This is a genomic window from Delftia tsuruhatensis NBRC 16741, from assembly GCF_001571325.1.
Classification (GTDB): domain Bacteria; phylum Pseudomonadota; class Gammaproteobacteria; order Burkholderiales; family Burkholderiaceae_C; genus Comamonas; species Comamonas tsuruhatensis.
In genome coordinates, this window is record NZ_BCTO01000004.1 from 139986 (window position 1) to 151887 (window position 11902).

At 67.9% G+C, this 11902-nt stretch carries 10 protein-coding genes; 7 read left to right on the forward strand and 3 right to left on the reverse strand.

Annotation, left to right across the window (positions count from 1 at the left end; all coding sequences use genetic code 11):
• Positions 1-62 precede the first annotated feature (62 nt).
• The 6 genes from DTS01S_RS00945 (at position 63) to DTS01S_RS00970 (ending at position 7475) form a co-directional block, all read left to right on the forward strand.
• Positions 63-566: a GlcG/HbpS family heme-binding protein gene (locus DTS01S_RS00945; protein WP_026062812.1), complete on the forward strand. Its 504-nt coding sequence runs from the start codon at positions 63-65 to the stop codon at positions 564-566.
• 205 nt (positions 567-771) lie between these two features.
• Complete coding sequence (locus tag DTS01S_RS00950) at positions 772-2844, forward strand: putative bifunctional diguanylate cyclase/phosphodiesterase (protein ID WP_016446545.1); 2073 nt, start codon at positions 772-774, stop codon at positions 2842-2844.
• 3 nt (positions 2845-2847) lie between these two features.
• The gene (locus DTS01S_RS00955) at positions 2848-4344 is read left to right on the forward strand and encodes an AMP nucleosidase (RefSeq protein ID WP_016446546.1); all 1497 of its coding nucleotides are present in this window, start codon (positions 2848-2850) and stop codon (positions 4342-4344) included.
• Between the two features lie 53 nt (positions 4345-4397).
• On the forward strand, positions 4398-5681 hold the full coding sequence (locus tag DTS01S_RS00960) for a GGDEF domain-containing protein (RefSeq protein ID WP_017407066.1): 1284 nt from the start codon (positions 4398-4400) through the stop codon (positions 5679-5681).
• Positions 5682-5705: 24 nt separating this feature from the next.
• The gene (locus tag DTS01S_RS00965) at positions 5706-6647 is read left to right on the forward strand and encodes an ATP-binding cassette domain-containing protein (protein WP_061287161.1); all 942 of its coding nucleotides are present in this window, start codon (positions 5706-5708) and stop codon (positions 6645-6647) included.
• Between the two features lie 6 nt (positions 6648-6653).
• Positions 6654-7475 (forward strand): ABC transporter permease, encoded by an 822-nt coding sequence (locus DTS01S_RS00970; protein ID WP_017406567.1) that lies wholly within the window; start codon positions 6654-6656, stop codon positions 7473-7475.
• Positions 7476-7489: 14 nt separating this feature from the next.
• Here the strand turns inward: DTS01S_RS00970 and DTS01S_RS00975 are convergent, their stop codons facing one another.
• Positions 7490-9082, reverse strand: a complete 1593-nt coding sequence (locus DTS01S_RS00975) for a GMC family oxidoreductase (protein ID WP_017406566.1) — start codon at positions 9080-9082, stop codon at positions 7490-7492.
• 157 nt (positions 9083-9239) lie between these two features.
• Here DTS01S_RS00975 and DTS01S_RS00980 point away from each other — a divergent pair, with 157 nt between their 5' ends.
• Positions 9240-10088, forward strand: coding sequence for a 3-hydroxybutyryl-CoA dehydrogenase (locus DTS01S_RS00980; protein ID WP_016446551.1), 849 nt, complete (start codon positions 9240-9242; stop codon positions 10086-10088).
• A 75-nt stretch (positions 10089-10163) separates the two neighbouring features.
• Here DTS01S_RS00980 and DTS01S_RS00985 read toward each other — a convergent pair whose 3' ends face one another.
• Positions 10164-11492, reverse strand: coding sequence for a HipA domain-containing protein (locus DTS01S_RS00985; RefSeq protein WP_061287162.1), 1329 nt, complete (start codon positions 11490-11492; stop codon positions 10164-10166).
• Complete coding sequence (locus tag DTS01S_RS00990) at positions 11489-11893, reverse strand: helix-turn-helix domain-containing protein (RefSeq protein ID WP_016446553.1); 405 nt, start codon at positions 11891-11893, stop codon at positions 11489-11491. The genes DTS01S_RS00985 and DTS01S_RS00990 overlap by 4 nt, the downstream gene beginning before the upstream one ends.
• Positions 11894-11902 lie beyond the last annotated feature (9 nt).

Here is an 11902-nt window from a genome sequence, read left to right on the forward strand (position 1 = left end):
ACAGTGCATGCATGCCGTCCGGGCTTGTGTCCCGGGCCGTCCTGACCCCCAAGGAGAAGACCATGCAACGCCGCACCACCAAGCTCGCCACCCTCGCCGCCCTGACCCTGGGCCTGATCGCCACCGCCGCCCAGGCCGATGCCGTGCGCACGGAAAAGAACATGTCGCTGGAGCTGGCCAACCAGATCGCCGCACGCAGCGTGGCCGCCTGCGCCGCCGACGGCCATGCCGTCACCGCCACCGTGGTGGACCGCGCCGGCACCGTGCGCGCCGTGCAGCGTGCCGACAACGCGGGCCCCCACACGCTGGAGGCCAGCCGCCTGAAGGCCTACACGGCCGCATCGGCCAAGAACAGCACGCTGGCCATCATGGAGGGCGCGCAGAAGAACCCCGGCGCCGCCAACCTGGTGAATATTCCCGGCTACCTGCTGCTGGGCGGTGGCCTGCCGGTGAAGGTGGGCAACGAGGTGATCGGCGCCGTGGGCATCGGCGGCGCGCCTGGCGGCCACCTGGACGACAAATGCGCCCAGGCCGCGCTGGGCCAGGTGCAGGAACTGCTCAAGTAAGGCGCCCGCAAAGGCTACCACACTGCACCGCGCCCGGCCGCGCCTGCCCTTGATGCGGCGCTGCAAAAAAAAGACAGGCCGCCACGGCGGCCCCTGATGCCCGACAGCCGCACGCGCCCCCACGCGTCAGCGGCCGCTCACCCTCGCACAAGAGCGCTATCAAAATCTCTGCGATTCCGCTATAAATCCCCAGCGAGGGGGACGCATGCCAGAGAACATCGATGCGCAAGACACGGGGCCCGATGATGCGCTGTTGCGGCTGATAGCAGACACGGCTCCGGCCATGCTGGCCTATTTCGATGCGCGCACGCTGCGCTGCCGCTTCGCCAACATCAACTACGCACGCAATTTCGGCTTGACGCCCGCCGAGGCCGTGGGCAAGACCGTGCGCGAGATCGTGGGCGAGGCCGTGTGGCAGCTCATCGCGCCGCAGGTGGAGCGCGGCCTGCGCGGCGAGCATGTGCGTTACGAGCGCGAAGTGCCCCAGCCGGACGGACCGCCTCGCCATATCGAGTCGCTGCTGATGCCGCACTTCGAGCAGGGCCGGCTGCAGGGCGCCGTGGTGCAGATCACCGACGTGAGCCACCACCACCATGTGGCGCAGAAGGTGCGTGACAGCGAAGAGCGCATGCGCAAGTTCACCGAGGTCACGACCGAGGCCATCGTCATGCACCGCGACGGCCTCATCATCGACGGCAACGAGGCCCTGTCCCGCCTGGCCGGCTACACGCTGGACGAGCTGATCGGCCGCCCCATCCTCGACTACATCTGCCCGGAATTCCGCCTCTACGCGCTGCAGTACATGCGCAGCGGCCGCGAGGACCGTTTCGATGGCGCCCTCCAGCACAAGGACGGCCACCGCATTCCCGTGGAGATCGAGGCCAAGACCATGCCGGCCGGGGGCAGGCCCTACCGCATCGTGCTGGTGCGCGACATCACGCTGCGCCAGCTGGCCCAGGAGCGCATGGACTTCCTGGCCCAGCACGACCAGCTGACCCAGCTGCCCAACCGGGTGCGCCTGATCCAGATGCTGCGCCAGGCGCTGTCGCTGGCCTCGGTCAAGCAGCGCACGCTGGCCGTGCTCCTCATCGACCTGGACCATTTCAAGACCATCAACGACTCGCTGGGCCACCAGGCCGGCGACCTGCTGCTGTGCGAGGTCGCCCAGCGCCTGCGCGGCAGCGTGCGCGCCCATGATCTGGTGGCGCGCGTGGGCGGCGACGAATTCGTGGTCGTGCTCACCGATGATCCCGATCCGCAGGAGACCGAGACCCAGGCCAGGCACCTGCAACGCATCATCGAGGCACCCTGCACCATCGACGGCACGCCGCTGGTGGTCTCGCCATGCATGGGCATCGCCATGTACCCGGGCGACGGAAAAAGCGCCGAGGAACTGCTCAACCGCGCCGAAAGCGCCACGCACACGGCCAAGGACAGCGGCCGGCGCAACCTGCAGTTCTACGCACCCGCCCACGGCGGCCAGGCCACCCAGATGCTGATGCAGGAGCAGCAACTGCGCGGCGCGCTGGAGCGCGGCGAGTTCGAGCTGCACTACCAGCCCCAGACCTTCACGGCCGATGGCCGGCTGGCGGGCTTCGAGGCCCTGGTACGCTGGCGCCACCCGCAGCGCGGCCTGGTGCTGCCCGGCGAGTTCATCGGCTTTGCCGAGGCGCGCGGCCTGATCTCGGCCATAGACCACTGGGTGCTGCGCGAGGCCTGCCGCCAGGCTCGCCAGTGGCAGGACGAGGGGCTGCGGCCCGTACCCCTGTCCGTGAATGTCTCCGCGCTGGAATTTCGCCAGCGCAACATGGCGCGCGAGGTGGCCCTGGTGCTGGAGGAAACCGGCCTGGAAGCGCGCTGGCTGCACATCGAGCTGACAGAGTCCACGCTGATGCACACCAGCGGCCAGGTGCAGGACACCTTGCAGGCGCTGCAGGCCCTGGGCGTGGGCCTGGCCATCGACGACTTCGGCACCGGCTATTCCTCGCTGGCCTATCTGCGCCGCCACCCCATCAACCAGCTCAAGATAGACCGGTCCTTCATCGCCGACGTGCCCGATAGCGAGGACGACACGGCCATCGTCACCGCCATCGTGCAGATGGGCCACAGCCTGCATCTGGACATCGTCGCTGAAGGCGTGGAAACACCTGCCCAATTGGAGCTTTTGCGCGACCTGGGCTGCGGCATGATGCAGGGGTACCTTGTGGCGCCGCCCATGCCGGCCGACAGAGCGCGCGCCTGGCAGTTGCACAACAGTCATCCAGTCCAACGACAATAGCCCATGGTTTCGCTTCACAACCCCTCGCAGGCCTCACGGGCCGCAGCCACCTTGCACACCGACCCCCAGCGGGCCCTGGAGCATGTACAGCAGATCTACCGCGAGCAGATAGAGCACCTGCGCACGAACATGCAGCGCTTCGTCTCCGGTGAAACCCCGGCCGCCCCCGTCCACGCCTACTACCCCTTCGTGCGCATGCATACGGCCACCGTGTCACGCGCGGACACGCAGCTGGCCTACGGCTTTGTCGAGGGGCCGGGCACGCACGAGGCCACGCTCACGCGGCCCGACCTGTTCTCGCGCTACTACGCCGAGCAGTTCCGCCTGCTGATCAAGAGCCACGGCGTGCCGCTGGAAGTGGGCCTGAGCGACAAGCCCATCCCCATCCACTTCTCGTTTGCCGAGAACGACCACATCGAAGGCACGCTGTCGCGCGAGCGCCGGCAGCTGATGCGCGATGTGTTCGACCTGCCCGACCTCGAGGCCATGGACGACGGCATCGCCAACGGCACCTGGCGCCCCCAGCCGGGCGAGGCCCTGCCGCTGTCGCTGTTCACGGCCCCGCGCGTGGACTATTCGCTGCACCGGCTGCGCCACTACACGGGCACCCAGCCGGAGTGGTTCCAGAACTTCGTGCTGTTCACCAACTACCAGTTCTACATCGACGAGTTCATCCGCCTGGGCCACGCCGAGATGGCCCGGGAGGACAGCGAGTACGTGGCCTTCATCGAGCCCGGCAACGTGGTCACGCGCCGCACCGGCCTGCCGGCCCAGCCCAATGACGAGCTGGGCACGCCGCCGCCGCGCCTGCCGCAGATGCCGGCCTACCACCTGGTGCGCGCCGACCACAGCGGCATCACCATGGTCAACATCGGCGTGGGGCCGGCCAATGCCAAGACCATCACCGACCACATTGCCGTGCTGCGCCCGCACGCCTGGATGATGCTGGGCCACTGCGCGGGCCTGCGCAACAGCCAGCAGCTGGGCGACTACGTGCTGGCCCACGCCTATGTGCGCGAGGACCATGTGCTGGACGAGGAGCTGCCGCTGTGGGTGCCCATTCCCGCGCTGGCCGAGATCCAGCTGGCCCTGCAGCAGGCCGTGGCCGACGTCACGCAGATGGACGGGCCCGACCTCAAGCGCATCATGCGCACCGGCACCGTGGCCAGCACCGACAACCGCAACTGGGAGCTGCTGCCCAACAACCTGCCCCAGCTGCGCTTCAGCCAGAGCCGCGCCGTGGCGCTGGACATGGAAAGCGCCACCATCGCGGCCAACGGCTTCCGCTTCCGCGTGCCCTATGGAACGCTGCTGTGCGTGTCCGACAAGCCGCTGCACGGCGAGATCAAACTGCCCGGCATGGCCAACCACTTCTACCGCGAGCGCGTGGACCAGCACCTGCGCATCGGCATGCGCGCCATCGACATCCTGCGCGAGGGCGGCACCCAGCGCCTGCACAGCCGCAAGCTGCGCAGCTTCGCGGAGGTGGCGTTCCAGTAGCGCGGCCACCTTCTTCCAAGGGCCCCGCTTCGCACCGCCATCCAGGGACGCACATGCCATCCACGCTGCCCACCCTGGATTTTTTCTCCATGACCTCGGTCGTGGCCCTCAACATGATGGCCATGTCGGCCGCCCTGCCGCTGGCCATGGGGCGGCGCGTCAGCGGTGCCGCGCGCCATGCCCAGCATTTCTTCCTGATCCAGGCCGGTGCCTGGATCTTCATCCTCATCGCCAGCCGCCTGCCGCAAGGCCTGCTCTCGCGCGAACTGCTGTCGCTGGGCGCAGCAGCCTGCGCGGCATCGGCACAGTGGCAGATGGCGCGCGCCTTGCGCGAATGGCTGGGGCCCCGGCCGCCCTGGCTGGAACGCGGCCTGATCGCGCTGTGCTTTCTGGGGCCGCTGGGCTTCACCCTGCTGCTGCCCCACTTGTCCTTGCGCACCGGCTGGTTCAGCGCCGCCCACGGACTGAGCCTGCTGGCGCTGGCCGGCCTGTGCCTGGAGCCACGCCGCCCCGTGGCACGCAGCTGGCGCTATCTGATGTGCGGCGTGGCCGTCTTCATGGGGCTGGTACTTCTGGTGCGCAGCTACCTGGCCCTGGCCACGCCCTTCCTGCCCAGCTTCACGGCCGACAGCGGCGCCAACCAGATATTCGCCCTGCTGGTCACGTTGAGCAGCACGCTGCTGATGGTGGCCGTGCTGGTGGCCTGGCGCGACGAGACCAACCAGCAGCTGCGCGACATGGCCTTGCAGGACATGCTCACCGGCCTGCCCAACCGCCGCGCCCTGCTGGAGCGCGCCCCCGCCATGCTGGCGCATGCCCAGCGCCACCGGCAGGCCCTGGCCCTGGTGATGCTGGACCTGGACCACTTCAAGCATGTCAACGACGAATACGGCCATGCCACGGGCGACCGTACGCTGTGCCTCTTCGCCCGCCTGCTGCAGCAGCAATTGCGCAGTGACGAAATCGCTGCGCGCTGGGGCGGCGAGGAGTTCTGCCTGCTGCTCTACACCACGGACGACGGTGTGGATACCCTGTGCACCCGGCTGCAGTCCGCGCTGCTGCAGGCCTCGACGCAGACGCTGGGCTTCGAAGTCCGCTTCAGTGCCGGCTGCGCCCACGCGCCCCAGGTCTGGGACGGCCTGCGCCTGGAAATGCTGCTGCCCGCCGCCGATGCCGCGCTCTACGCTGCCAAGCGCCGCGGGCGTGACTGCTGGACGCAGGTGCGGCTGAGCCCGCCGCAGCAGCAGGCCTGCGCCGATGCGCCAGCTGTATCGGAGACGCCGGAGACGCCGGATGCGCCGGCCAGGCCCGCACTGGCCGCCAAGCCTGCGCGCTAGCCCCGGCCCCCAGGAAAACGCTCCATGCCCGCGCTCTTCGACGCCCTGAACCTGCGCAAGCGCTACGGCGACACAACGGTGGTCGATGACCTGTCCTTTTCCATCGCTCCCGGCGAATGCCTGGGCGTGATCGGCCCCAATGGCGCGGGCAAGACCACCACGCTGCGCATCTGCCTGGGCCTGACGGCACCCGATGCGGGCCATGTTCTCTACCACCCCGAAGACGGCTCGCCGCCGCTGCACATGCCTGCCGATGCACTGGCCATCAAGGCGCGGCTGGGCGTGGTCTCGCAGAACGACACGCTGGACCCCGACTTCAGCTGCGCGGAAAACCTGGGCGTCTACGCGCGCTACTTCGGACTGGGTACGGCGCAGATGCGTGACCGCATACCGCAGCTGCTGGACTTCGCGGCGCTGTCGCACAAGGCCGCGGCCAGGCCGGGCGAGTTGTCCGGCGGCATGAAACGGCGCCTGTCCCTGGCGCGCGCCCTGGTCAACGACCCGCGCCTGCTGCTGCTGGACGAACCCACCACGGGCCTGGACCCGCAGGCACGCCACCTGATCTGGGAGCGTCTGCAGTGGCTGCTGCAGCAGGGCAAGGCCATCTTGCTGACCACGCATTTCATGGACGAGGCCGAGCGCCTGTGCTCCCGGCTGCTGGTGCTGGACCACGGCCGCAAGATCGCCGAAGGCCGCCCGCGCGAACTCATCGCCGAGCACCTGGAGCCCGAAGTGGTCGAGGCCTACGGCAACGGCGCCCTGCACCTGGCGCATGACGCGGCACTGCGCCCCCTGGCCGGGCGCACCGAGGTCAGTGGCGACACCGTCTTCTTCTATACGCACGACGCGCGCCCGCTGCTGCAGGCGCTGGCCGCGCACAGCCACCTGCGCACCCTGCACCGCCCGGCCAACCTGGAGGACCTGTTCCTCAAGCTCACCGGCCGACAGATCAGAACCGACGGCTGAATCACCATGACCGAACCCGCATCGGACACCCCCAGCATCTGGCGCCCGCCCGACCTGTCGCTGCGCTGGTGGCCGGTGTTCCTGCGCAACCTGCTGGTGTGGCGCAAGCTGGCCCTGCCCAGCCTGATCGGCAACATCGCCGAGCCGCTGATGTGGCTGGTGGCCTTCGGCTACGGCATGGGCGCCTTGGTGGGCGAGGTCACCGTGGGCGCCACGGGCCGGCAGGTGCCCTACATCCTGTTCCTGGCCAGCGGCTCCATCTGCATGAGCGCCATGAATGCCGCCAGCTTCGAGGCGCTGTACTCGGCCTTCTCGCGCATGCATGTGCAAAAGACCTGGGACGGCATCATGAACGCGCCCATCAGCCTGGACAGCGTGCTGCTGGCCGAGATGCTCTGGGCCGCCTTCAAGGCGCTGTTCACGGTCACCGCCATCCTGGGCGTGATGCTGGCGCTGGGCATCAGCCACTCGCCCAGGCTGCTGGTGGCCTGGCCCGTGCTGCTGTGCGTGGGCATCATGTTCTCCAGCATCGCGCTGATCTTCAACGCCCTGGCCAAGGGCTATGACTTCTTCACCTACTACTTCACCCTGGTGCTCACGCCCATGATGTTCCTGTCCGGCGTGTTCTTCCCGCGCGAGCAGCTGCCCGAGGCCGTGCGCCTGGCCTCGGACTGGCTGCCGCTGACCAATGCCGTGGAGCTGGTGCGCCCGCTGTTCATGGACGAGTGGCCGGCCCACCCGCTGCGCCACGGCCTGGTGCTGGCCGCCACCACGGTGGCGGCCTACTGGTTTGCGCTGGCGATGACGCGCAGGCGCTTCAGGGCCTGAGATCCGGCCGTTCTTCAGCGCGCTGCGGCGCGGATCATGTCCACCGCCTTCTCCGCGATCATCACCGTGGGCGCATTGGTGTTGCCGCTGACGATGCGCGGCATGACCGAGGCATCGACCACGCGCAGGCCCTTGAGGCCGTAGACACGCAGCTGCGCATCGACCACGTCCATGGGCCCCGGCCCCATGCGGCAGCTGCCCACGGGGTGGTAGATGGTGTCGGCATGGCTGCGGATGAAGGCCTCGATGCCCGCATCGTCCTGCGCGCCGGCCGAGGCCGGCATCTCGCGCCCGCCCAGGGCCGCCAGCGCCGGCTGGGCCAGGATCTCGCGGGCGCAGCGCACGCCGTTCACCATGCGCCGCAGGTCCTGCGCATCGGAGAAAAAGGCCGGATCCACCAGCGGCAGGGCCAGCGGGTCGGCACTGGCCAGGCGCAGGCTGCCGCGGCTGGCCGGCTGCAGCACGCAGACATGCAGGGAATAGCCGTGGCCCCAGACCGTCTTGCGCCCATGGTCCACCAGCTTGGCCACCACGAAGTGCAGCTGCAGGTCGGGCGCGGCCTCGCCGGGGCTGCTGCGGATGAAGCCGCCCGCCTCGGCAAAGTTGGTGGTCAGCATGCCGCGCCGCTGGCTGCGCCATTGGCCCACGGCGGCCAGCAATCTGCGCGCACCGCCCAGTGACAGGCCGAAGCTGTCGGTCAGCTGCGCGCCATCGACCACCAGCACCACATCCGGGTGGTCATGCAGATGGGCGCCCACGCCGGGCAGATGGTGGACCACATCGATGCCCAGCGAACGCAGGTGCTCGCCCGGCCCCACGCCAGACAGCATCAGCAGCTGCGGCGACAGCAGTGCGCCGCCGCTGAGCAGCACCTCGCGCCGGCAGTGCAGTTGCTGCACCGTACCGCCCTGCAGGTACTCCACGCCCACGGCGCGCCGGCCCTCGAACAGAATGCGCAGCACCTGGGCACCCGTTTCCACGCGCAGATTGGGCCTGGCACGGTGCGGCGCCAGATAGGCCTTGGCGACGTGGTGGCGCTCGCCGTTGCGCTGGGTGACCTGGTACAGGCCCACGCCCTCCTGCGCCTGGCCGTTGAAATCCGCGTTGTGCGCATGGCCGGCCTGCACGCCCGCCTGCACGAAGGCCCGGGACAGCGGGTTGGGATCGCGCAGCTCGGCCACGTTCAGCGGCCCGTCCGCGCCGTGCCAGGCGTCGGCGCCGCGTTCGTTGTGTTCGGCGCGCAGGAAATAGGGCAGCACCTCGCCCCAGCTCCAGCCCGGGTTGCCCTGGGCGGCCCAGTGGTCGTAGTCGGCCGGCTGGCCGCGCACATAGACCATGGCGTTGACCGCGCTGGAGCCGCCCAGCACCTTGCCGCGCGGCTGGTGGCCACGCCGCCCGCCCAGGCCCGGCTGCGGCACGGTGGACAGGCCCCAGCTGTGGCGCCCGCCCTTGGCCATGGCGGCCATGCCTGCCGGACAGTGGATGAGCACGCTGGAGTCGGCCAGCCCGGCCTCCAGCAGCGCCACCTGCGTCTGCGCATCCTCGCTGAGCCGCCCGGCCAGCACCGAGCCCGCCGAGCCGCCTCCGATCACGATGTAGTCCAGCATGCCTCCCCCTCCCCTGCGGTGTAGCCATCCACTGTTGCAGTCGCCTGCGCGGCGCCGCAAGCCGGGGCAAACCCGGTGGATGCTCCGAATCCCGCTACGATCGCTGGATCGCATTCACGTTCGCATTCACTTTGTTCGTTTGAGGAGACTGACAGTCATGGCAATTCAAACCGTAGGCATCATCGGCGCAGGCACCATGGGCAACGGCATCGCGCAGGCCTGCGCGGTATCGGGCATCGACGTGGTCATGGTGGACATCTCCGATGCCGCCGTCCAGAAGGGCGTGGCCACCGTCTCGGGCAGCCTGGACCGCCTGATCAAGAAGGAAAAGCTGACCGAGGCCGACAAGGCCGCCGCCCTGGCCCGCATCAAGACATCGACCGACTACGCGGCGCTCAAGGGCGCGCAACTGGTCATCGAGGCCGCCACCGAGAACTACGAGCTCAAGGTCAAGATCCTCAAGCAGCTGGACGCCCTGCTGGATGCCGACGTCATCGTCGCCACCAACACCTCGTCCATCTCCATCACCCAGCTGGCCGCCGTGACGGGCCGTGCCGACAAGTTCATCGGCATGCACTTCTTCAACCCCGTGCCCATGATGGCGCTGGTGGAGATCATCGTCGGCCTGCAGACCAGCGACGAGACGCACGCCACGGTCAAGGAACTGTCCGAGCGCCTGGGCAAGAGCCCCATCACCGTGAAGAACGCGCCCGGCTTCGTGGTCAACCGCATCCTGGTGCCCATGATCAACGAGGCCTTCTTCGTGCTCGCCGAAGGCCTGGCATCGGCCGAGGACATCGACGCCGGCATGAAGCTGGGCTGCAACCAGCCCATCGGCCCGCTGGCGCTGGCCGACATGATCGGCCTGGACGTGTGCCTGGCCGTGATGGAGGTCTACCTCAAGGAATTCGGCGACAGCAAGTACCGTCCCTGCCCCCTGCTCAAGGAAATGGTGGCCGCCGGCCGCCTGGGCCGCAAGACGGGCCGCGGCGTGTACAGCTACTGATACACCGCCCCCAAGGCCAAGCGAAGGCGAAGGCAGCTCAGGCTGGCCTTCGCCTTTTGTTTTGGTGGCCGCGCGCTACTTGGTTTTGCGCACCAGCGCCAGCATGTCCTCGATGACGATGTGACGTATCGACCTGAGCATTCTCAGGTGGGCACTTCTTGTGGAATGGTCCATTGCAGAGTCGGCAGGCTGGTGGAGCTGGCCAGCCTCGAATTCTGCGATCAACGTATCGGCCTGCGGAGCCAGCATGCCAAGCATCCTGTCGAGCACACGTCCGCTTGTGCTCTGGGTCAGGCCCAAGGCCGTACCTGCGGCCAGCAGCTTTCCGTAGGTCACGTCGGCAAAGAAGGCCGCACCCGCAAGCGGAACCGTCAGCCGCTCCTGTGGCCATACCGCATGTTCATCGGCGTAAGCCCGCGTGTGATAGACGGCGGTGCTCAGGAGATCGTAGAACGGCGCCAGCCTGACGCCGCCCCGGTCCACCAGGAACGACAGATTCTTCAGATGACTGTCGCTGTTGCCCACCAGGGTGTTGAACAGCAGCCACTGATAGATGCCCATCCGGGCGTGCGCCTTTTCGCGGCAGCGGTCCATCAACGACGCCAGTGTCTGGATGCTGGCTCCTTGATATTTGAAAGTCCGGGCCAGGTCGAGCAGTTGGCAGGCATCCACCACATGCAGTCGCAGCCACTCTTGGGACGCTTCATCAAACACGCGGTCAAAGCGGTTGATGACATAGACCGGATCGGGCGTGTACAGCAGGTGTACCGGCGGCACATCAAGCCCCAGGCGCCCGGCAAGCTTCATGGTGAAGGCCTCGTTGACGGTCGATTGCGGATAGCCTTCGGCCGTGGAGTCCGGCTTGAGGATATGGCTGGAAGCCGTCCCTTGGAAGGGTTCCTGCAGGCGAGCGGTTTTCTCGTCGTACAGCACCACCATTTTGTGCTGCGCTCCAGCCAGGGACATGCGCTTGGGTGATCCGGCATGCAAGGATATGCGCGGCAAGTTCCTGAGTCTTAGTGACAGTTCGCCGAACTCCAGCCTCCTTGCGCCGCGCTCGGCTGCACCCGCCCCAGGCGGCAGCAGGACCAGGGATCCGGCCGATTCCGCGCCAAGGGCCTGCAACAGGCCGAAGGCATCGTGCTCATTCACCTCCAGCTCTTTGCTGATCGCACTGCGCAGTGCTTCCTCGGGCAGCAGGTTGTCGAAGAACCATTGGACGCTGCGGTGCGTAGATCCGTCGATGTGCCTGCGCTTTGCCAAGGAAATGCCGGGCGCCAATGGGAAAGCGCGAGGGTCGCCCATCCACTCCTCCTCATAGGCAAAGCCCCAGACATCCCTGTTTTCGACCAGCTTTCCGGCAAGCCGGCCGTTGATGAATACGTCCAGGATGCGTGCGGTCACGGCCTGTTCTTTTCGAAGGCGGTGCGGAAGAACGCATCGTCCGAGTCGCGGGCACCGGGCTCCTCCCTGACTTCAGCGGCTGGCCCTCCGTCCGGTGCGCCCTGGCGCGTTCGGTACTCGTGGGAACCATGGGACTCAGGTGGCAGCCTGGCCTGGCGGCGCTGCAGATAGGCCTGCTCGGTTCCCTCGGGAAGGTCGATGAGCACCTCGATTCCCAGTTCGGACAGCAGTTGCAGCACGCGCCCAAACTGGACCGTGGGCTTGCCGCGCTCCACGTCCCGCACAAAGACATGGCTCACGCCTGCGGCGCCTGCTGCATCGTCCTGGCGCAAGCGCCGCGCCTTGCGAACGGCCCATACCGCGTCACCGAGTGCATCCACAGAGTCGATGGAGATCTTCATGGCTTCAAT

What these genes read in the sequence shown, in the direction of transcription:
- DTS01S_RS00945 (WP_026062812.1), top strand. Translation starts at nt 63, where the DNA reads ATGCAACGCCGCACCACCAAGCTCGCCACCCTCGCCGCCCTGACCCTG.
- DTS01S_RS00950 (WP_016446545.1), top strand. Translation starts at nt 772, where the DNA reads ATGCCAGAGAACATCGATGCGCAAGACACGGGGCCCGATGATGCGCTG.
- DTS01S_RS00955 (WP_016446546.1), top strand. Translation starts at nt 2,848, where the DNA reads ATGGTTTCGCTTCACAACCCCTCGCAGGCCTCACGGGCCGCAGCCACC.
- DTS01S_RS00960 (WP_017407066.1), top strand. Translation starts at nt 4,398, where the DNA reads ATGCCATCCACGCTGCCCACCCTGGATTTTTTCTCCATGACCTCGGTC.
- DTS01S_RS00965 (WP_061287161.1), top strand. Translation starts at nt 5,706, where the DNA reads ATGCCCGCGCTCTTCGACGCCCTGAACCTGCGCAAGCGCTACGGCGAC.
- DTS01S_RS00970 (WP_017406567.1), top strand. Translation starts at nt 6,654, where the DNA reads ATGACCGAACCCGCATCGGACACCCCCAGCATCTGGCGCCCGCCCGAC.
- DTS01S_RS00975 (WP_017406566.1), bottom strand. Translation starts at nt 9,082, where the DNA reads ATGCTGGACTACATCGTGATCGGAGGCGGCTCGGCGGGCTCGGTGCTG.
- DTS01S_RS00980 (WP_016446551.1), top strand. Translation starts at nt 9,240, where the DNA reads ATGGCAATTCAAACCGTAGGCATCATCGGCGCAGGCACCATGGGCAAC.
- DTS01S_RS00990 (WP_016446553.1), bottom strand. Translation starts at nt 11,893, where the DNA reads ATGAAGATCTCCATCGACTCTGTGGATGCACTCGGTGACGCGGTATGG.